Genomic DNA, 19,460 nt, shown 5'->3' with positions numbered 1-19,460 from the left:
AGAATAATGACGGCTTCGCTTAAATAGGGTAGGATAGGGGATGAAAATATACTTACAATAAGTGAGGCGATTATCGTGGAGAAAGTTAAAAATCTGATCATTGGTTTTGGTAAGGGTGGTAAAACACTCGCCAAGTTTCTTGCACAGAAAGGTGAAGAAGTCGTTGTCGTTGAAAAGTCCAACCAGATGTACGGGGGCACTTGCATCAACATCGCTTGTCTGCCATCAAAGCGCCTAGTAATTGAAGCTGCCAATGGGGTTGACTTCGTCGATGCTGTGAAGGGCAAAAATGAAATGACCAGCCTCTTGCGTAACAAGAACTACCACATGCTGGCAGATGAACCGACAGTGACAGTCCTTGACGGGAATGCTAAGTTTATCAGTAACCACCAAGTTGCCGTCACGACGGCCGATGGAACGGTTGAAGAATATGAAGGTGAGCGGATCTTTATCAACACGGGTGCGCTGCCGATTATCCTCCCAATTCCTGGTTTAGCAGAAAGTAAGTTTATGCTCGATTCAACCGCCGCAATGGACCAGCAGGAACTGCCACAAGACCTAGTAATCATCGGTGCTGGTTATATCGGTCTTGAGTTTGCGTCCATGTTTGCTAAGTACGGTTCAAAGGTCACGGTAATCGACCACAAGACCGCCTTTATTCCTCGTGAAGACGACGATGTTAGTGCGATGGTTAAAGAAAACCTTGAAGACCTAGGGGTTAACTTCATCCTGGGTGCCGATATTTCTTCGGTAACTGATGGCCCAGATGGTGCGACCGTCAGTTATGAGCTGAACGGCAAGGAACAGACAATCTTCGCTAACCGGATCCTCGCCGCTACTGGCCGGAAAGCAAATACAGCAGACCTTGGCCTTGAAAACACGGATATCGCTCTCGACCAGCGAGGAGCGGTCAAGGTTGATGACCACTTGCAGACAAATGTTGATAAGGTCTGGGCGATTGGTGACATCAAGGGTGGTCCCCAGTTTACCTATATCTCCCTCGATGACTTCCGGATTATCAAGAGCCAGCTATTTGACGGTGGTCGCTACACCCTTGCTGACCGCCAACTTGTTCCTTACAGTGTCTTTATTGATCCGGCGCTCGCGGAAGTCGGCCTGACAGAAAAAGAAGCGCAAAAGCAGGGGATTGATTACCAACTCTTCAAGCTGCCGGTCGCAGCAATTCCTAAAGCCCGGGTCGCAAAGGACACCCGCGGATTATTTAAAGCCCTTGTTGATCCCGCAACTAAGGAAATCTTAGGGGCGACCCTGTACGGCATTGAGTCATTTGAGCTAATTAACATGATTAACTTAGCGATGAAGGCCCACCTGCCTTACACCTTATTGCGTGATCAAATCTACACCCACCCAACAATGAGTGAAGCATTTAACGACCTATTCAAATAGAAGCAAGCAGTGGCGCGGTTTGTGTCACTGCTTTTTTTATCGCTTATTTACCGCAGCGACTTGCAAAATGAACGCAAATCAACGAAAATAAAGGAAGTTAATATGTTTTTAGAAAAGGATAACGCTAATGACAGTAGATTCAGATCTTAAAAAGATTCATATCGTTTTTAATGGCCAGGACACGCCACCACTAAAAATCAGCCAATTATTTGACGCGGTTAAGTTTAATCGCTTAACGGCAGTAACGGGGAACGTGACTGCTGATTTCATCAACCAGTACTTGAGTAAGTTTATCAAGGTTGACATTGCCTTGAGCGCGCCCGAAAGTGACGAAGCCAAGACTGGTGACGATGTTATCACCAAGGTTGCCTTGACCAATGCCTTGCTTGATGCCGCAAATAAAAAGCCGGCGAAGGTCTTTGAAGCATTAACAAGCGACAACCAGGCCAACGTCTTAAACAGCCTTTTCCAGGTATCAATTGCGCCCACCCAGGCAATCCACTCCCGCTTTTACCTACTGAGTAACTCGGAGACGCATGATACCCGGGTGATTTTAGGGAGCCTTAATCTAGATAAGGAGTCATTTGACAAGGACCGTAACCAGTACGAAGAAATCCTGGTCTTTGATGATGATATCCGGCTTTTCCAAAATCTGGAAAACCACTACAAAAAAGATATTCGGCCAATCTTAAGCCCGTTCTTTACGGAAAACCTCCTCAAGGCTGCCCAGGAGCAGATTGACGAGAGTGCCAAGGACAACAAGGGGAAGCCAGCCCAAAACGCCGTAGTTATCCTCGATAATGAGATTACTGATCAGATTGCGGCGGCGGACATGACTGACATCATCAGCCATGACGTGCAAAAGCAGATTGATGACAAGCAGATTCCAGCGATGATCACCAAGGCGATGCGGGATATTACGACCGATCGCTCGCAGGCAAAAGAAGAGGCTGAGCGGCAGATCCAACAACACGACACGATCTACACCTTACAAAAGACCGCTGTCTCACCCCGGGCCGCAAAGCCAAAGCTCAAGTCACGGGAAAAGATTTATAAGCAGGTCCAAGATGCCTTGATCAGTGGAATGACGCCCCAACAACGGTCAGCGGAAAAGAAGTACACGACCTTCTTGTACGACCGACCAATGGAACGAAACCTCGTTAATAATAACAGTGGGTTATACGTGCCAAACGACACCGGAACCCACCCAATCCCATTCGGTAAGGTTGCCACGATTAGCCAAATCCGTGATGGCCTAAAGAGCATTGACGCGGTGCTTAAGGGTTACCAGCAATATGTCGTTGACTACAATGACGATTATGGGAAGCGGTTCTATGAGGCAATCTTGTACAGTTTTACCGCACCATTTTTGTGGGAAATCCGGGCGAAGGCAAGTCTTAACCCCGAAGACGGGAATGATATTCCTAACTTCTTAATTCTAGGGGCGACGGCCGGGTCTGGGAAGTCGACCTTGTTGCGGATCATCAACCAGTTGACCTGGAACACCGACCGGTCACTGATTGACTTCGGGACGATTTACCCAACCGAGACGCCACAAAAGAAGGCAAAGACGGTCGACGCAATCGAACATTACATGAAGCTCGGTAGTTCATACCCTGTTTTGATGGATGAAATTGAACCATACTTCTTCCAGCAGGACCAATACAGCCGGCACTTGGTTGTTGACACGATGAATGAACTGGTCAATAACCCCCATGCAATTGCGCCACTGATTGGGACGACCAACTACGATTCCGGCTTTACCATGCTACGGGAAACCGCCCGGCGGACTTACTACCTGCAGATTGATAAGGTTATCGATGAACAACAAAAAGGCGAGGCTAACAAGTACATCTACAATGTCCGGCAGACCCTTAACAACACCTTATTCAAGGACTTTGTTATGCGGATGGCAAGCCTCCTGGAAGATGACGAGACGCCATGGCGGTCATTTGATGAGAAGACTGGAAAGCTCGACTTCCTTGCTAATACCCGGAAGCTCTTCCGAGAATACTATAAGATGGCTGATATGGAAGTTCCACCATACTTTGCAGACGAGATCTGTGATGACTTTAAGGAGAGCTCCCGGAACCGGTGGGCCAAGCTCTACCTTACCCAGGAGGACGACTTCAAGTACCGCCAGCAAGACCACAGCTTGCTTTTTGATATTTCCAAGCTCAACACCTTCAACGGTTTTACGGCAGATAGTATTGAAAAGTACCGCAACGCCTTACCGATTGAACTGTGTGTTGACGGGATCAATGGTAAGCGGGGCAAGTTTGTCGAGATTAAGGCTGACGAGTTCTTCAAGTGGATCGGCGAACGCAACCCATATGCTGATAATCATGCACCAGCCAATCCAACGAACCACGTAACAACAGAAACCACTTCTCCAGAGCCGGTAAAGGAAAAGAAAAAGGGCTTTTGGGCACGGTTATTTGGTTAATAATGAACATAAAAAACGGGAGTGAGAAAAAAGTCCAAAATCTTGATTTTGGACTTTGTCTTCGAACCCCCGCGAGGATGGCTAGGTGTTCTGGGCGTTGATTTATCAACGTTCAGAATCCAGCCAGCTACCGCGTTGTAACATTAAAATCTTTAAAATAGCAAAGAGACTGAGTTAATTCCCAGTCTCTTACTATTTTAAAATTCTTTATTAACTTTTAACTACCCGTTTCAGCCTAAACTTAGCAATAATTGGCGCCAAGTACTTAAGGTATAGGCGGTTACTTAATAGCCACTTATGAAAACGTGGGGAAATTTTAGCGATACAAAAAATTGTCACTAGGAAAAATGGTACCTGGGGGATCACCGGTAACAGTAACCCGATGATGCCACCCATAAAGGACAGGCTACCCAAGAATCCCCAGGCAACCTTAATCAAAACTCGTAAAACCATCAGCATCCTCCTTTCTAGTGACAGACAATTTAATATATTGTAACATGGACTTCTAGTTGAATAGTTTAACTTTTCATTACATTTTTTGGAGATGAAGCCATGACTTTTTATTCAATCAGTTACTTAACTGCCCACCAACAGATGAACCAACTGTTTAATTACGTTGCAATTATTGTGTTGATCCTGCTGATCGCAATCACCGCCCTAATGTATCTGCGCCACCGGCTCGTTACCCGTTATCGTGATCTCGGCATCATCTTTTTCTTGCTGTTGTTGCTATTTGTCGGCTTTCAGGTCACCGACATGGAGAAAAATAACCTTCAGCGATCACAGACGATGCAGATGATTCCCTTTGTCAAGGCGGTCGCCCGTGACCACCATGTTTCCCCACAAAAGGTAGTGGTTAATTCAACCACCCTTACTGACGGAATTATCGTACGAATTGAAGATCGTGATTACCGGGTTAATATGAGTACCAATGGTGACAATTATACCCTTAGCCGGGCCCACGTCGTTAACCCACAAGTAATTGTTAAAAAGTAGGAGGATATGATGGATAGTTATTCGTTAATCATTATTAAGTTTACCCTGGGGATGTTATGCTTGATTTTGCAGATCAACCTTCTTGGAAAGGGTAATCTCGCCCCAACAAGTGCCATCGACCAGGTGCAAAACTATGTTCTCGGGGGAATTATTGGTGGGATCATTTATAATCGCGACATTTCCGTTCTGCAATTCATCATGGTCCTGTTGATTTGGACGCTAATCGTCTTCATCGTCAAATTTGCTAAAGACCACAATTCCTGGGTCCGCCGGTTTATTGACGGCCGCCCACAACTACTGATTCAAAATGGGCAGCTCTTAGTTGAAAATTGTATGAAGGCTGGGCTGACCGCTAACGACCTGATGTTTCGCCTGCGGGGCCACGGAATCTATGAGATTTCCAAGGTTAAAAGCGGTATTTTGGAACAAAATGGCCAACTAGTGATCATCGAAAACGATGAAGAAAATGTTCGCTTCCCGTTGATTAATGATGGCCAGATCAATAACGATGTACTGGAACTGATCCACCATGATGAACAATGGGTATTAGAACAAATTCGCCAGGCTGGCTACCAGGGGGCGGAAGACATTTACCTCGGTGAATACATCGGTGGTAAACTGACACTGATTCCATACCCGCAAATCTGAAGAAAAGGGAAAATCCAGGGGTAAACGTACGCTATTCTGGATTTTCTTGCGTATAATGGTTGTTAATTAGATAGTTAAGAAGATGATGAAATGAAAAAGGCAGTAAAAATCGTCGGGGTAAGCCTTGGCGCAATCTTTCTCCTTGCATGCGGGGTGCAGGGGTACTTGCTTAGCGGAACCCCAGCAAAGCCACTGACAGGGGAGCTTGCGGAAAAATATGACTACGAGTCAACGCCAACATTGCTGATCCCCGGCTGGGGCGGCAATACAATCACCTACAATAAGATGATCAAGTATTACCAGCAAAAGAACATCGCCCAAAAAGTACTGACCGTCTGGGTTGCTCCCAATGGCCGGATCTGGACTGAGGGGGATTTTAATAAGCAAAAGAATGCCCTGATCCAGATCCTTTTCACCTGGAATTATGACGCAACTTATCATCCCCAAGTTAAGCAGCTAACCGCGGTTTTGCAATACTTACAACGCCATTACCAGATTCAAAAGGTCAATGTCGTCGCCCATTCCTACGGGGGAACCGAATTTATTCATGCCTACATGGGGTCGAAGTACCTCCAACAGCACTTACAGCTGAATAAGCTGGTCTTTCTCGGCGTCCCGGTGGAGGAAAGTCTCAGTGACCAGCTGCGCTATCGCTACCACTTGATCACCAAGTCAACTGATAAAAACTTTCACCAGCTCTTCTTGCAGATGAAGGAATGGCACCTCAACTATCCCGTCACTATTTACAACCTAATGGGGAGTGAAGACGGAAGCAAAATAACTGATGGTTCGGTCCCCCATATCCAGTCAGAAATGCTGAAGTCACTGGTCGGGACGCACCCGACGATTAGCTACCACCAGAAGATCTACCCGCAGACGACCCATACCCAGTTGCACAACCGCGAAACAATTTTAAAGGAAATTGCGAAGATCTTGTGGGGCAAAAATGAGGAGGCAAACTAAATGATGAAAAAAGAACACGGCCAGGTAACGGGCATTATTTGGCGAGGCAGCGATGACCTTGCTGCTTACCAGCAACTCAAGCAGTATGCGGAAAATCAGGGGATTACCGTCTCTGCTGCCGCCAAGCAGCTAGTAATTAAGGCGCTTAAAGAAAATACGATTGAGGGTTGACAACAATATCCGGCCGCGCTATGATAATGACAATTAAATTAGAGAACGCTTAGAAAAGATGAGTAATGTTCTAATGCAATCCCAGAGAGTCAGGTTAGGTGCGAGCTGATATTGCGGCGGTTCATGAAGATGGTCTTGGAGCAAAGTTGCGACTGCGAGCCTGATGGTAAGTGGTCCACGGTTGACACCCGGTACTGTGTCACGGTTTACCAGAGATGGTGTACCGATGAAGGGTAGGGGTGTGAGCTCCTACTAAATGAGGGTGGCAACACGTTAAAGACGTCCCGTAAAGAAGTAACTAACTTCTTTGCGGGACGTCTTTGTTTTTACCAGGCGTTTTCTAAAGGGAAGGAATTGATTAGTGATGACAGCAAAATTGACAGCACCATTTCGTTATGACATTGTGGGAAGTTTTCTCCGGCCCCAAGCATTAAAGGATGCCCGGGCAAAGTTCCGTGCGGGTGAGATTGACCAAGCAGAATTAACAAGGGTGGAAGACGTCTGTATCAAGGAGCTGATTGCCAAGGAAAAGCAGGTTGGCCTACACGCCGTCACAGATGGTGAATTTCGGCGGAGTTGGTGGCATCTCGATTTTCTCTGGGGGCTTAACGGGGTTACAAAGTATGACTACCACCAAAGTTACAAGTTCCACGGCGCCACGACCCGGACGGATAATGCGGAGCTTGGAGGAAAGGTCACTTATAACCCCCAGCACCCGTTCTTCGCTGCCTTTAAGTTTACAAATGAACAGGCCGGCCCCGGAACAATCGCTAAACAGACGATTCCATCGCCGACAATGCTCTTTCGTGATAACCGGTCTGACAACTGGCCGGAGTTTTACAACCGCCGCCAGGACTACTTGACCGACCTAGCGACAGCCTACAATAAGACAATCAAGCACTTTTATGAGCTAGGTTGTCGTTACTTACAAATTGATGACACGACCTGGGCATTTCTAATCAGTAAACTCAACGCCACAAAGGGAGATCCGGTGGCGCACCAAAAATACGTCCACCTGGCCGAAGATGCCGTTACGGTTATAAACGGCGCGTTAAACGATCTACCGAAAGACTTGACGGTAACGACCCATATTTGTCGGGGAAACTTCAAGTCAACCTTCCTCTTTTCCGGTGGCTATGAACCAGTTGCCGACTACCTCGCACAGTTAAACTATGACGGCTTTTTCCTCGAATACGACAGCGACCGCGCAGGTGACTTTGCGCCACTAGCAACGATTTGGAATAACCGCCCTAACGTCCGACTAGTTCTGGGCTTAGTTACTTCAAAAACCGGCCAGTTAGAAGAACGGGCTGCAATCATCAAGCGAATCAAGGAAGCCGCTGAATTTGTGCCCCTAAACAACCTGGCTCTTAGTCTACAATGTGGCTTTGCGTCAACAGAAGAGGGAAACATCCTCAGCGAAGACCAGCAATGGCAAAAACTCGGCCTAATCAAAGAAATCGCGGATGAAATTTGGCAATAAGGGAGGGATCTCAATGAATATTGCTCACTACTTAGATCAAAACCTATTAGATATCAAGGCAACCCAGAAAAAGCAAGGAAAAACGCGAATTAGCTGGTGGCAGTTACTGTGTCGCTTCCTGGCAGTCAACTAGCTTGGTAACCCTTTTCATGATAAAATCACAGTATCAATTAAAAAGGGGCTGAGCTCAATGACAAAGAGTAAGACAGTTTATTTCTGTGCGGGTTGGTTTACTGATAAGCAAAACAAGGCGTACAAGGATGCGATGAAGGCAATTGAAGAAAACCCAACGATTGACGTTGAAAACTCATACGTGCCACTACAACACCAATATAAGGGATTGCGGGTTGATGAACATCCAGAACTCCTCGAGGACCGCGAATGGGCAACGGCAACCTATAACGGTGACCGGGTAGGGGTATCTACTTCCGACATGATTTTAGCAGTCTACATTCCTGAAGAAGAGGACGTTGGCATGGGGGTTGAGCTCGGCATGGCCCGGACACTCGGCAAGTACATCACGGTGGTAATTCCAGATGAAGACTGGGGCAAGCCAATCAACTTAATGAGCTGGGGAATTGCGGATAACTTTATTAAAATGTCCGAACTAGCTGCTGTGGACTTTAACAAGCCAAGCTTTAACTTCTATGACGGAAGTGTATATTAATAGCAAATCCCGCTGTCAAACGTTGACGGCGGGGTTTTTATTTTAAATATAAGGTGAGAGGGGGAATTTGCATCGCTTCAATCACTTTGTCATATTTTTCCTTTACTTTTATGTGTTATTGTATTGGTCACAAGCCATGTATCGACATTTAGTAAAGTATCGACATAAAAAAATAATGTTATAATTAGTAATATCTTAAAAATGATTTAGCGTTATAAAATTAGTATTAAAACGGAGAATTTGATTATGCAAAATCAAAAGGGAACACTTACTAATAGTTTATCAGTGCGAATACCAAAAAAGATATTAGATTCATTCAAATTAGGGAACGAGGATAAATTAAGCTATAAAGTAGAAGACGATAAAAGAATTTTAATTCCTGAAAAAAAGAAAGCCCATTAAGAAAAATATTTGACGGTTTTGATACCGAAGCATATTTCAAAAATAAGCCAAAGAATAAAGAAGTAGATTGGGGGCAGCCACAAGGGAAAGAGTTATTTTAATTTCCTGAGCCTATTCAGAAAGTGGTGATGGCAATAAAATAAGTTTTGAGGAGATTTATAGATAAATTCTTATAAGAAGCTTCAACAAGGGCAGATTCTAATGGTTGATTTTAACCCGCCAAATGGTCATGAGCAAAAGGGGTATCGCCCCGCATTAGTTATTTCGAACAATGATTTTAATCAATTATGTGGTGGAATGGTTAAGGTAATCCCAATCACTTCTAACGAGAAGGCATTCCCACTACATTTAAAACTACCCGTTTTGGATAATATTCATGGGGTGGTTGAGCTCGATCAAGAACGCACATTAGATTTAAGCAATCGAAAATTTAAAGTTGTTGATCAAGTACCTCCTGAATTTACTGAAACAGTTAAAAAAATTAATTTTGCGACATATTAAAAATCTATTAGCAATTAAGCAATCGACAACAGACTATCTTCTTGATGTAACAGTTTGAGGAGATAGTCTGTTTTACGTACGTAAAGGAAACGGGGATGGTCATATTAAAACCATCAACCTCTAGTTTACATAATATTTTGCACGCGTTATAAATCAAAGAGGAGTTCGATTTCGTTTAGTAAGCCATCATGGTTGTTATCAAGGGCGGTTACCCGATCAGCCACTGCCAATAAGTCCGGCGTGGCGTTTTTCATCGCGTAACCGGTGCCGACCTCTTGCAACATCTCAATATCATTGGAAGTATCGCCAAAGGCAACCACCGCATCCATGCTGCCGTTTAACTGGTCAGTCACTAACTGCCGTAAACCGACTGCCTTATTAACCCCTGCCGGCAGGACGTCGATGCCAAAAGCACCGCTATACGTTGCCTGTACTTCTCCGGCAAAGCGATTATTTAGTCGATCAACGATGGCCTGAATTTGGGGTTGGGGAAGGCGCAGTTTAAACCAACTGATGTTTAAGTTATAGACTGGCTCACCCACGTCGGCGAGGGTCGAAAAGTAGGTATGGTGGGGGTAGTAGGGAACCGGGACATCCTGGTATTCGGCAGCAATAAAGGTCTTGCTTTGCCCTGAAACTGATAATAGATCAGGATGGGGCAACTCATTGACAAAGGCTAGGAGCTTAGTCAAAGTTGCCCGTTGGTGACAGTAGCTGAGAATGTCGTGGTGGTTGGTAATTAACCGGCCACCATTTTCCGCAACAAAGTCCTTCACCGCCGGACTATCCTTAAAAATTGCCTGTAATGCGTCGTAGCTGTTACCACTAGCGACAATAAAGTGAATACCTTTTTCCTCTAAGGCAACCACATCACGGTTTAGCCGGGCGACATCATAGTGGTCGTAATCATCAAGAAGGGTCCCATCAATGTCGATTGCTACAAATTTATGGTTTTTCATTATATCTCCTTAAGAAAAAAGACCAGGTTAACCCCAGTCTTGAATGTTATTTATCTGCTTGACTGCTAGTTGGTGCCGCTTGCGGTGCTTTTAGTTTTGCCTGCAGTTCGTTGTTTTCCTTTTGCAGGGCATTGATCTTGCGCTGGTACTTCTTAACTTCGTCGCGGCTTACTCGTGACTCCTTGAGTTCCTTCAGTTCTTTAGTCATCTTCATATGGCTGGAGAAGGAGAAGAGGTAGATAATGAGGGCCCCGATTAGCAGGCAAATCAAGATTAGCAAAACTAACGGCACCTTAACCTTTGCGCCAAGGAGGTTAACCTGCACGGCGGCGGTGTTAAGGACCGCAAAGATCGCAATGATAATCAGTAAAATGATTGAAATGATTGTTGTGGATTGTTTTTTCATTAGATAATTTCTCCCTATGTCAATGTGTTTTTGCAACATTTCCATTATATAATGGATGATCACACTAAGCACGGATAAATCATGATTATTACGCCAGCAAGGATGGTTTATCAATTTACACTTAGCGCTTTTAGGACTACAATGTAGTTACAACGTAAGACGAGGTGACGATCATGGCAAATGAAACAAAAGTTACTGCACGGATGGATCCAGCGTTAAAAAAAGAAGCTGAGATGTTATTAGATGATATGGGGCTAAATTTTTCTGTTTGGATTACAATGGCAACCAAAGCATTAGTTAATGAAAAAAAGATCCCCTTTGAGGTTAAAGCAAGCCCATTTTTTAGTGAAGAAAACACGAAAGTCCTAGAAAAACGCTTTAAGGAATACAAAAATGGCTCGACAATCTCACAACATAAGCTATTGGATGACTAATAATGGTTGTTAAGTGGGAAGAGTATATAAAAAAATGTGAAATAATAAAGCGCTCCAGATGCTGTCAATTAACATCTGAAGCGCTTTTAACTAGCAAAAAATTAGTTTAAGTGTTCTGCTAAGAACTTAGTAATAATCTCAAAGACCTGTGGCTGTAAGAACTTCGCATCCATGTGACTAGCACCATTAAGCTCATACAGGTCCGCGTCAACGTTGTTAGCAAGCAAGGTGTCGTACAACTTCTCGCTGTCCTTGATTGGCACAACAACATCCTCTGTCCCGTGCAAGATTAAGAATGGAACCGTTTTATCATTGATATAGGTGAGGGGGTTAGCAGCAGCATCAAGGTCAGGCGCTACTTCTGGTTCTGCCCCGAGTAAGTTACGGTAGACGAAGTCAAAGTCGTTGCTTGCGCTGCCTTGCTTAGCAGATAATGGATCAACAACCCCGTAAAATGGCACGGCAACCTGGACATCACTGCTAAAATCAAGGTTATTGCCCTTGTCGAATTTCTTCATGCCATTAGTGACTCCCAGCATACTTGCCATGTGTCCACCGGCAGATTCGCCCATCGCAACAAAGCGGTCAGGATCAGCCTGGAAACGGTCAGCATTAGCCCGAATGTAACGAATTGCGGCCTTAGCGTCTTCCAGTTGTCCAGGGAATTGAATTTTATTGCTGTCACGGTATTCAACGCCAACAACAATGTAGCCTTGGCGGGCAAAATCAACTAAGTTTGGCAAATGAACATTGTGATCAGTGTCCATCCAGCCACCGCCAGCAAACCAAAAGATAACCGGATAACGCTTATCATCATTAGTCTGGAAATGACGGATTACGGATAATTTGAGATCACGGGTTGTATTACCAAGCCAGCCAGGAACTTGGGTATACGTAATATCAGAATCAAGCCATAAGCCATCGCGTACTTGTTCAACATCAATTGTTTTCTTCATCGTAAAAACTCCTTTTAAAAGGCTTTCATCTAAATTTCACACTAAGTATTGCACAAAATTTAAAATAAATAAACCATCGCTGCTAGATTTAGCAAATTTTTCTAGGAATTTTACTCAGTAGATTACTGGCAATTACAATCAGGATTTTTTCTGGAATAAATAAAAATAAAGTTAACATAAAAGTGCAAAAAAGCTGTAATTATTAAATAGCATGAATCGCAGAAAAAGCTGTCTTCGGGGCGGTTTCTAATTACCGGTTGCATTAAAACTATAATTTTAATGACAGGTTTAAAATTATAATACCTTTCCCTATTATCTCTTTAACTCTGTAGAACTGAGACTAAGTAAGCTTCTCAATCTAAGTAATCGTCAATAGACAGAACTTCAGTTATCGTGCTGCATAGAAAATTCCTTCTGTTGAAGCAGTGTATGACCATATTCAGTTGGCAATAATTTACTACTTTTCATTAGATCATCTAGGAAGAAGACTACTATAATTTCAAAAATATTGAAAATTAAGCTAAAAAACCTACGACTTTCTTTGAGCTGTAGGTTTTTTATAATTGTCTATATATTAAAGAGATTCATGGCGTACTTTGTCAACATCCTCTTTATTTAGATAATGAAGTGAGAATGGCCGGTCAGTTAGGAAGTAACAATGACAGTTTTGCTCTGGCGCTGCCCCATGACGCATAACTTGTCCTTTTGGTCCACAAACAAACGCCCCCGGCCCAAAGTATAATTCTTGTTGATCAAATTGAGATTCGTTTATAAATACACCATCAGTGATATATGCAGCATGGGTGAATGAATGATCATGCCATTCTGTAATATGGCCAGCAGGATAATCAAGGTACATTACACACCCACCAATTTCGTCAGGTGTCAGGACATTCTTCAGATAAAGATGAACATGCCCATTTTCAACGTATGGGATCCAAGGCTTATCATTAACATTTGTAATAATAGGTGCTGTAAGGTGTTTGCTTTCTTCACGAACCATTACAAGCCCATGAATTGCGTTTTCTCCATCAACGGTAAATGATGTTTCTTGCCCAGCTGGAGCAACAATGGTATCACCTTTAGAGCACATAGTTGATCCATTAACAAGAACTTTTCCATCTAAAATAATAAGAATAAGATTATTAACATCATGGTTCCATTTGAAATTAGTAGATGCTGGTAATTCCACTTCATCAATTTGCATATCTACATTTTCTTGCTTTACATACTGAGCATCATAGATTTCTTCATTAACTAATGAATTATTCTTTTGTAATGGTTTTTTACCAGATGTTAGTGTTTCAATTAATTCCTTATCCATTTTATTTTTCTCCTAATCATTTATAACAACAATAGGTTTAACGACTTTACCGTTCTTTGAGTCATCAAAGGCTTTATTAAGATCTTCATCATTAAACTTATAGAAGCGAACAAGTTTATTAAATGGAAAGAGACCTTCTTTATAGTACTTAACAAGCTTAGGAATAAACTCTTGTGGCTTACTGTCACCTTCAACCACACCGGAAAGCTTTTTAGATTCAAGTAGCAGATCACTCATTAAGTTAAGCTCAATGTTTCCACCTACTCCAACTAGAACACATTCACCTGCCGGAGCAAGACTAGCAATAGCTGATTTAATTACCCCTGTATTTCCTGTAGTGTCAATTGCATAATCTACACCACGAGGAATAATTCTTTTAATTGCTTTAACTGCATCTACCTCTGAATTATCAATTACTTCAGTTGCACCAAGTTCTTGAGCAAGTGAAAGGCGGTTACCATGGTGATTAATAGCAATAATGTGCTTTACGCCAGCAATTTTAGCAGCCATTACCGCTGCTAATCCAACTGCACCTGCACCAAAGATTGCAATCGATTGCTCTTCTCTAGGCTTGATGTAATTAAGAACAGTACCTGCTCCAGTCTGAATTCCACAACCCAGTGGTCCAAGTAGGGACAAATCAACGTCCTTATCAACTTTGACCACACCGTTTTCATTTACAACAACATAATTGGCAAGAGAAGACTGACCGAAGAATGTATTTACCTTTTCTCCGTTATTAGTTGAAATCCGATTAGTACCATCAAAGTTCTTTCCAGCAAAGTTTAATTGATTAAACTTTTCACACATTCCTGGGTGTCCATTTCGGCAATTCTCACACTCACCGCAATAACTAAAGGAAAGTACAACATGATCGCCTGGCTTAACCGAATTAACTTTTTTTCCTGTTTTAACCACTATACCCGAACCTTCATGTCCTAATACTAGTGGTAATGGTGACGTACCACCGTCTCGCCCAACTGCATCTGTGTGACAGATACCACAAGCAATTATCTTAATTAATACTTCATTATCCTTAGGATCATCCAGATTAAGGTTCTTTATTTTAAGCGAGTTTCCGGGATTTTTTACTAATGCTGCACTAATTTGCAAGACTCATTATCTCCTTTTTATGTAACTAATTGTTAACTTTTGAACAACCATAGTGTACCATTGGGGATGGGAGCTGTAGAGATATTAAATGTTATGGCTCCCGAATATTAATATACGGCTAGGAATTTATAATGAATTTAGAACAATTTCAAATGTTTTTGGAAGTAACAGAATTAGGAAGTTTTCAAAAAGTTGCAGAGAAAAACTTAATAACTCAGCGTGCAGTATCCGAACGAATGAAACGCCTAGAAGAAGAACTAGATACTCAATTATTCATTAGAAGTAGAAATAAGATTGAATTAACAATGGCTGGCAGATTCTTTAAACAACGTGCTCTAAAAGTCATCAATTTAGTAAGAGATACTAGTTCAGAGTTAAAAAATATGAACAAAGTGTATCAACCAAGATTAACTATTGGTTACTTTTCACCATTTGACGCAATTATCTTAAAACAAGGAATTTACAAAATACGATCTGAAATCGACCCAATAATTACTGAAGAAGGTGTTGAACATTTGATTACTGATGTTCTAATGGGTGATTTAGATTGCGCTTTTATTATGGATGACTACGGCTTTAATCAAAAACTATCAAAAGCTGGTTTATCTTCAATAACTGTAGATCATGACAAAATGTTGTTAGGAATCAGTCAGTATTTAATAACTGATAGTAAGGTAATTTCAACAGAGATGGTAAAATCCCTACCAGTTATCTACTACAGTAATGAGGAATCAGACTACTTGAGACGTGCTTTTCTCCAAAATTTAGGAAAAATAGGCCATGGTGTCGATGTAAGGAGAGTCCATTCTTTTGAGCAAATGCAGACACTAGTAAGCCTTGGTAAAGCTATTTCCTTTTACCCTTCTAACTTGGTTAAATTATTAACTAATGATAAACAGATAAACTATTTACCATTAGAAGCAAACATTGACCAAAGCTTCTCGTTTAAGCTTATTTATAGAAAAGGTAATAGTAGTATGACATTAAAAAAGTTTATTAAAGCATGTAAGTTAGTTGCAGACGTCCTTAATCTAGACAGTTTTTAAGACAGGTAGCAAAAGATAACAATATTGAGATCGAAAAGATGGAAGTAATGCCAGACCACGTCCACGTATTAATTAGTTTTCCACCCAGTAAAGCAGCAACTAGTGTTATCAAGGCGCTCAAGGGCCGTAGTGCGTTTATCTTTCTCAAACGGCACCCCGAAATTCGTCAATCTCAGTATTGGGACGGACACTTATGGTCACCTAGCTATTACATGAGTACGCTAGGTAATATGAGCAAAGACGTAGTAGAAAAATATATCAATGATCAAAAATATAACGAAGAGCAAAAGATAAAGCGACCTAACAAACGCAGGAGGGCCTATCCATCCCATGACTAAAGTCACGGGATTTCCGGCCGTTTATCATTAAAATCATAACCACCCGTTTGACGGGTGGTTTGCACATCGGCTATAAGCCGATACGAAAAGCCGACGTCTCAAGGCGCTGGCTTTCGCTTTGCTCAAGCCAAAATGCTCTGACTACTTCGCTACCACTTTAAGCGGTGTTCGTATCACTTCGCTTACCCTTAAAAGAGTCTGAATACTCCACGCTTGTTAATTTATCTATTGCAATATCATGCTTTTCTTGGTCTCGGATATATTTCTTGATTGTGGCTTCATTCATCCCAACTGTACTTACGTAGTAGCCTTCTGCCCAAAAATGCCGGTTTCCATATTTATATTTTAAATTTTCGTACCGATCAAACATCATCAATGCACTTTTTCCTTTTAAGTATCCCATGAACTGCGATACGCTTAGCTTTGGCGGTTTACTTAATAGTAAATGAACATGATCTAACATCATATGTCCTTCGATTATTTCGACAACTTTATACTTACACAACAAGCGGATATAATCTCTTAAATCCCTTCGATATTGATTGTAGATTACTTTCCGTCTATACTTTGGTATAAATACAATGTGGTATTTACACATCCACTTCGTATGGGCTAAACTGTTTAATTTATTAGCCATATTTATTTAACCTCTTTTTCCTTTTTGACTTTGGCTTGAACACCTTCATCTTAAGGCAAAAGAGGCTTTTTTATATAATGATTATTGTCCACCCGCATAGCAGGTGGTTTTTTGTTTCGCACACTCACTTCGTTCGCGTACTCAACCAGGTCTAAAGACACTAAATAGAAAAAGCATTGCCTAATTTTGTAGACAATGCTTTCTTTATTTTAAAATCAATATTTTACTAATTGCCAAGTAAGTCATTGATACTTACTGTGTGGGCATTATTCTTACCATCGGCAGCGGTATACAACCATTTGTGGTTGCTCAACTACCAAAATCAATTCTTCAGGATATTGGGCACCCTTAATTCCCTCACCTGCTTGCTCAATAAATGGCTGTTAATTATTAAAATTTATTTTCGGTTAAAGATTCCATATTACAAATTCTTTAGTCCATCTATTAAATCTGCATCTTCATCGAAAATCATATCTATCATTTTCTGTGTGTTCGTGCTTATATTCTCCTTCCAATTAACTAATAAAAAATTCTTTCGTAAGTATTATTTTTAAAGACGTGCTTTCCTTACATATTGTAACGCTCGCGGATAAATCTAGTTAGTGCTCTCATGTCTTTTAATGATAATTCACCAACAAACTTAAAAGTAATTTTCTCTTTTGACAACTTAAAAATATTTCCTATGTCTACATATGATTGTTTAACTAATCCTTCTTGACGCCAGTCAGATAGCGGAAAATAATTTCTTTTGATTTTCGCAGATTTTTGAGCAAACTTACTCGTTATTTTGTAGCAAAAAACATTCCTTTTGGTGTCCTCTATCACTAAAACAGGACGCCTTTTCCCATCACTCCCCCATGACACATAGGCGGTATAGATTTCATTAATCTTCATTGAAGAAATCCTCAAAATCTTCTTTTGACTCAATTTCACGAACTGGGACTTTTCTAGAAACCTCTTTTAGCTCTAATTCAGCCATTTGTTGTGGGGTTAAAGAAAAACTAAGCGGTATTTTCCCCGTAGCAACAATTTCTTTGTACATTCCGTTTATTACTGCCGTTGGGGTCAAGCCAACCGCTTTTATAATATCTTCGGCTGACCGCTTTAAATTTGAATCGATATTAACCTGTACTTTTGAACTCATTATAATCACCTCATGATTATATTACGATATAGTGTGATTACATTCAAGCAGTATGCTGTCGTTTGAAATCATTAACTAAAATTTCCATTGTTATTACCAATTGTTTACTTGTTTCATTTGAGTTATTAGATATCGGAAACAACACTTATATTCTTAATTTCACCTTGAAGAATCATTGGCGATGGAAGGTTCTTACCGATTTTAAGCCTTACATTTGTCCTACTTTAATTAACGAAATGTCCTGTGCTGAGATATAAGATGAAATTTTAACTGTACTAGATCCTCTTAGCATTAGTTCTTTTATTTCACTTTTGAGCTTTAAGTTTGTATCGTTTCTAATTAAAGCTGTTGTTTCAATTTTACTGCCTCTAATCCTCTGGCTACCACTAAAAGCTTTGCAACTTATTATTAGTAATAATCCTAATTGTATCGGCTCCTCATTCCACTATGATGTTAGTAGAATGAAAGGAGCTTTTTTATGAATGCAAAATCTGTCTCGAAGGGCCAGCTATGGGGTGTTGAATTAAACCTCATTTCCTTACTCTTTAGTAGTATTAGCCCGGTACTGAATAAATTTTCGTTAACTAGTCTTACACCGGTTGTCGGTGGAATCTTTACCAGCGTCTTTGCTGCCGTGTTTGTTTATGCAACCGTTCTAATTACTCACCGATCCATTTCGTTTGCAACATTAAAGAACCCTTGGCTGTGGCTATTAGGGGGAACAAATGCGATTGGGATTATTCTGCAATATGTTGCATTGTCGCTACTCAGCCCAATTACTGTTACACTAATTGCTAGAATGTATCTCGTCTACGTTTTTGTCCTGTCATATATTTTCTTACGAGAAAAAATTGAGGGATGGGATTATTTAGCTATTATTCTCTGTATCATTGGTTCATTTTTAATTTCTGGAGGTCGACTACAATTAAGTGACAATACTTGGGGGATCGTCTGTGCTTTCATTTACCCTCTAATGTATGCTGCTAATAATATCACTGCTAAGCACCTTGTCAGTGACGACCAACCAAGTGATGTTCTTTTCTACAATCACACTACTTCTGCAATTCTATTGCTTATTTTTGCCCTTGCAACTCGGACTTCATTTAGCAATCTTTCCGGTTCTGCAATTGCCTTTAATTTTGGTGGTGCTTTTTTCAATGGCTTTATGTCACTCTTACTGTTCTATACCAGCTTAAAATTCATCTCTGCTGGTAAAGCAAACATTGTCAGAGCTTTTGGCCCCGTCATTGTTATCATCTACTCCGCCTTCTTTTTCCCAGTTGAAATAACACCTTCCCTTGTCGGTGGTGCATTACTAGTCGTCATCGCTAGTACAATTGTTACCTTTACCAAGACCCAGCAACGAAATTAAAAATGTACCTAAAAAGCCTGCTAGCTGAATTTTGCTAACAGGCTTTT

The 19,460-nt window shown here is 41.5% G+C and carries 22 protein-coding genes and 1 pseudogene; 14 read left to right on the top strand and 9 right to left on the bottom strand.

Translation table 11 applies throughout. The features are described 5' to 3' along the window. Window positions 1–75 precede the first annotated feature (75 nt). Window positions 76–1,407: an FAD-dependent oxidoreductase gene (locus tag CZ502_RS08240; RefSeq protein WP_076461444.1), complete on the top strand. Its 1,332-nt coding sequence runs from the start codon at window positions 76–78 to the stop codon at window positions 1,405–1,407. Window positions 1,408–1,534: 127 nt separating this feature from the next. Beyond that, window positions 1,535–3,853 (top strand): Aq_aa27 family P-loop NTPase, encoded by a 2,319-nt coding sequence (locus CZ502_RS08235; RefSeq protein WP_076461442.1) that lies wholly within the window; start codon window positions 1,535–1,537, stop codon window positions 3,851–3,853. Between the two features lie 210 nt (window positions 3,854–4,063). Here CZ502_RS08235 and CZ502_RS08230 read toward each other — a convergent pair whose 3' ends face one another. Beyond that, window positions 4,064–4,306, bottom strand: coding sequence for a DUF454 family protein (locus CZ502_RS08230; RefSeq protein WP_076461440.1), 243 nt, complete (start codon window positions 4,304–4,306; stop codon window positions 4,064–4,066). Window positions 4,307–4,405: 99 nt separating this feature from the next. On the opposite strand from CZ502_RS08230, the gene CZ502_RS08225 reads away from it, so the two are divergent. The 8 genes from CZ502_RS08225 to CZ502_RS08200 all read left to right on the top strand — a co-directional run bounded on the left by CZ502_RS08225 (window position 4,406) and on the right by CZ502_RS08200 (window position 9,684). Further along, window positions 4,406–4,849, top strand: a complete 444-nt coding sequence (locus CZ502_RS08225; RefSeq protein WP_076461438.1) for a DUF3290 family protein — start codon at window positions 4,406–4,408, stop codon at window positions 4,847–4,849. Window positions 4,850–4,858: 9 nt separating this feature from the next. Then, window positions 4,859–5,497 carry a DUF421 domain-containing protein gene (locus CZ502_RS08220; protein WP_076461436.1) on the top strand — a complete coding sequence of 213 codons (639 nt, stop codon included), beginning with the start codon at window positions 4,859–4,861 and terminating at the stop codon, window positions 5,495–5,497. A 90-nt stretch (window positions 5,498–5,587) separates the two neighbouring features. Further along, window positions 5,588–6,460, top strand: a complete 873-nt coding sequence (locus CZ502_RS08215; RefSeq protein WP_076461434.1) for an alpha/beta hydrolase — start codon at window positions 5,588–5,590, stop codon at window positions 6,458–6,460. Then, window positions 6,461–6,631: a hypothetical protein gene (locus CZ502_RS10710; protein ID WP_159434560.1), complete on the top strand. Its 171-nt coding sequence runs from the start codon at window positions 6,461–6,463 to the stop codon at window positions 6,629–6,631. 364 nt (window positions 6,632–6,995) lie between these two features. Then, window positions 6,996–8,114 (top strand): vitamin B12 independent methionine synthase, encoded by a 1,119-nt coding sequence (locus tag CZ502_RS08210; RefSeq protein WP_076461432.1) that lies wholly within the window; start codon window positions 6,996–6,998, stop codon window positions 8,112–8,114. Between the two features lie 190 nt (window positions 8,115–8,304). Next, window positions 8,305–8,781, top strand: a complete 477-nt coding sequence (locus CZ502_RS08205) for a nucleoside 2-deoxyribosyltransferase (protein WP_076461430.1) — start codon at window positions 8,305–8,307, stop codon at window positions 8,779–8,781. Window positions 8,782–9,027: 246 nt separating this feature from the next. Beyond that, entirely contained in the window at window positions 9,028–9,183 is a 156-nt protein-coding gene (locus tag CZ502_RS10640; RefSeq protein ID WP_143457281.1) for an AbrB/MazE/SpoVT family DNA-binding domain-containing protein, read from the top strand. Between the two features lie 162 nt (window positions 9,184–9,345). Beyond that, window positions 9,346–9,684 (top strand): type II toxin-antitoxin system PemK/MazF family toxin, encoded by a 339-nt coding sequence (locus tag CZ502_RS08200; protein WP_076461428.1) that lies wholly within the window; start codon window positions 9,346–9,348, stop codon window positions 9,682–9,684. 146 nt (window positions 9,685–9,830) lie between these two features. Here CZ502_RS08200 and CZ502_RS08195 read toward each other — a convergent pair whose 3' ends face one another. Beyond that, window positions 9,831–10,643: an HAD hydrolase family protein gene (locus CZ502_RS08195; RefSeq protein ID WP_076461426.1), complete on the bottom strand. Its 813-nt coding sequence runs from the start codon at window positions 10,641–10,643 to the stop codon at window positions 9,831–9,833. A gap of 46 nt (window positions 10,644–10,689) precedes the next feature. Continuing rightward, window positions 10,690–11,049: a lipopolysaccharide assembly protein LapA domain-containing protein gene (locus tag CZ502_RS08190; RefSeq protein ID WP_076461424.1), complete on the bottom strand. Its 360-nt coding sequence runs from the start codon at window positions 11,047–11,049 to the stop codon at window positions 10,690–10,692. Window positions 11,050–11,222: 173 nt separating this feature from the next. Between CZ502_RS08190 and CZ502_RS08185 the strand changes: the two genes are divergently transcribed. Beyond that, window positions 11,223–11,483, top strand: coding sequence for a type II toxin-antitoxin system RelB/DinJ family antitoxin (locus CZ502_RS08185; RefSeq protein WP_076461422.1), 261 nt, complete (start codon window positions 11,223–11,225; stop codon window positions 11,481–11,483). 101 nt (window positions 11,484–11,584) lie between these two features. On the opposite strand, the gene CZ502_RS08180 is transcribed toward CZ502_RS08185, so the two are convergent. From CZ502_RS08180 to CZ502_RS08170, 3 genes are all read right to left on the bottom strand, one after another. Then, the gene (locus CZ502_RS08180; RefSeq protein ID WP_076461420.1) at window positions 11,585–12,439 is read right to left on the bottom strand and encodes an alpha/beta hydrolase; all 855 of its coding nucleotides are present in this window, start codon (window positions 12,437–12,439) and stop codon (window positions 11,585–11,587) included. Window positions 12,440–13,013: 574 nt separating this feature from the next. Beyond that, the gene (locus CZ502_RS10895) at window positions 13,014–13,763 is read right to left on the bottom strand and encodes a cupin domain-containing protein (protein ID WP_234982457.1); all 750 of its coding nucleotides are present in this window, start codon (window positions 13,761–13,763) and stop codon (window positions 13,014–13,016) included. Between the two features lie 12 nt (window positions 13,764–13,775). Then, a complete protein-coding gene (locus tag CZ502_RS08170; protein WP_076461415.1) occupies window positions 13,776–14,876 on the bottom strand; it encodes an NAD(P)-dependent alcohol dehydrogenase in 1,101 nt (366 codons plus the stop codon). Between the two features lie 131 nt (window positions 14,877–15,007). Between CZ502_RS08170 and CZ502_RS10795 the strand changes: the two genes are divergently transcribed. Together CZ502_RS10795 and tnpA (CZ502_RS10790) are read left to right on the top strand one after the other, a co-directional pair. Further along, window positions 15,008–15,922: a LysR family transcriptional regulator gene (locus CZ502_RS10795; protein WP_200804230.1), complete on the top strand. Its 915-nt coding sequence runs from the start codon at window positions 15,008–15,010 to the stop codon at window positions 15,920–15,922. Further along, a pseudogene (gene tnpA / locus CZ502_RS10790) lies at window positions 15,910–16,260 on the top strand (IS200/IS605 family transposase); the annotation flags it as partial. The gene CZ502_RS10795 and the pseudogene tnpA (CZ502_RS10790), both read left to right, overlap by 13 nt. A 157-nt stretch (window positions 16,261–16,417) precedes the next feature. Here tnpA (CZ502_RS10790) and tnpA (CZ502_RS08155) read toward each other — a convergent pair. From tnpA (CZ502_RS08155) to CZ502_RS08145, 3 genes are all read right to left on the bottom strand, one after another. Next, window positions 16,418–16,897 carry an IS200/IS605 family transposase gene (gene tnpA / locus CZ502_RS08155; RefSeq protein ID WP_076461413.1) on the bottom strand — a complete coding sequence of 160 codons (480 nt, stop codon included), beginning with the start codon at window positions 16,895–16,897 and terminating at the stop codon, window positions 16,418–16,420. 567 nt (window positions 16,898–17,464) lie between these two features. Further along, window positions 17,465–17,791: a type II toxin-antitoxin system PemK/MazF family toxin gene (locus CZ502_RS08150; RefSeq protein ID WP_076461411.1), complete on the bottom strand. Its 327-nt coding sequence runs from the start codon at window positions 17,789–17,791 to the stop codon at window positions 17,465–17,467. After that, window positions 17,781–18,041 carry a type II toxin-antitoxin system RelB/DinJ family antitoxin gene (locus CZ502_RS08145; protein WP_076461409.1) on the bottom strand — a complete coding sequence of 87 codons (261 nt, stop codon included), beginning with the start codon at window positions 18,039–18,041 and terminating at the stop codon, window positions 17,781–17,783. The genes CZ502_RS08150 and CZ502_RS08145 overlap by 11 nt, the downstream gene beginning before the upstream one ends. A 478-nt stretch (window positions 18,042–18,519) precedes the next feature. On the opposite strand from CZ502_RS08145, the gene CZ502_RS08140 reads away from it, so the two are divergent. Further along, on the top strand, window positions 18,520–19,413 hold the full coding sequence (locus CZ502_RS08140; RefSeq protein ID WP_076461403.1) for a DMT family transporter: 894 nt from the start codon (window positions 18,520–18,522) through the stop codon (window positions 19,411–19,413). Window positions 19,414–19,460: the final 47 nt, after the last annotated feature.

Origin of the sequence: Limosilactobacillus caccae (assembly GCF_900156885.1) — a bacterium.
GTDB lineage: Bacteria > Bacillota > Bacilli > Lactobacillales > Lactobacillaceae > Limosilactobacillus > Limosilactobacillus caccae.
Note: the sequence above shows the minus strand (reverse complement) of the source record. Positions and strands in the feature narration are given on the sequence as shown.

Coding starts and splice junctions, on each gene's coding strand:
- CZ502_RS08230 (WP_076461440.1), bottom strand. CDS start 4,306: ATGGTTTTACGAGTTTTGATTAAGGTTGCCTGGGGATTCTTGGGTAGC.
- CZ502_RS08220 (WP_076461436.1), top strand. CDS start 4,859: ATGGATAGTTATTCGTTAATCATTATTAAGTTTACCCTGGGGATGTTA.
- tnpA (WP_076461413.1), bottom strand. CDS start 16,897: ATGGCTAATAAATTAAACAGTTTAGCCCATACGAAGTGGATGTGTAAA.
- CZ502_RS08195 (WP_076461426.1), bottom strand. CDS start 10,643: ATGAAAAACCATAAATTTGTAGCAATCGACATTGATGGGACCCTTCTT.
- CZ502_RS08140 (WP_076461403.1), top strand. CDS start 18,520: ATGAATGCAAAATCTGTCTCGAAGGGCCAGCTATGGGGTGTTGAATTA.
- CZ502_RS08210 (WP_076461432.1), top strand. CDS start 6,996: ATGACAGCAAAATTGACAGCACCATTTCGTTATGACATTGTGGGAAGT.
- CZ502_RS08205 (WP_076461430.1), top strand. CDS start 8,305: ATGACAAAGAGTAAGACAGTTTATTTCTGTGCGGGTTGGTTTACTGAT.
- CZ502_RS10710 (WP_159434560.1), top strand. CDS start 6,461: ATGATGAAAAAAGAACACGGCCAGGTAACGGGCATTATTTGGCGAGGC.
- CZ502_RS10795 (WP_200804230.1), top strand. CDS start 15,008: ATGAATTTAGAACAATTTCAAATGTTTTTGGAAGTAACAGAATTAGGA.
- CZ502_RS08225 (WP_076461438.1), top strand. CDS start 4,406: ATGACTTTTTATTCAATCAGTTACTTAACTGCCCACCAACAGATGAAC.
- CZ502_RS08185 (WP_076461422.1), top strand. CDS start 11,223: ATGGCAAATGAAACAAAAGTTACTGCACGGATGGATCCAGCGTTAAAA.
- CZ502_RS08180 (WP_076461420.1), bottom strand. CDS start 12,439: ATGAAGAAAACAATTGATGTTGAACAAGTACGCGATGGCTTATGGCTT.
- CZ502_RS10895 (WP_234982457.1), bottom strand. CDS start 13,763: ATGGATAAGGAATTAATTGAAACACTAACATCTGGTAAAAAACCATTA.
- CZ502_RS10640 (WP_143457281.1), top strand. CDS start 9,028: ATGCAAAATCAAAAGGGAACACTTACTAATAGTTTATCAGTGCGAATA.
- CZ502_RS08145 (WP_076461409.1), bottom strand. CDS start 18,041: ATGAGTTCAAAAGTACAGGTTAATATCGATTCAAATTTAAAGCGGTCA.
- CZ502_RS08190 (WP_076461424.1), bottom strand. CDS start 11,049: ATGAAAAAACAATCCACAACAATCATTTCAATCATTTTACTGATTATC.
- CZ502_RS08215 (WP_076461434.1), top strand. CDS start 5,588: ATGAAAAAGGCAGTAAAAATCGTCGGGGTAAGCCTTGGCGCAATCTTT.
- CZ502_RS08235 (WP_076461442.1), top strand. CDS start 1,535: ATGACAGTAGATTCAGATCTTAAAAAGATTCATATCGTTTTTAATGGC.
- CZ502_RS08150 (WP_076461411.1), bottom strand. CDS start 17,791: ATGAAGATTAATGAAATCTATACCGCCTATGTGTCATGGGGGAGTGAT.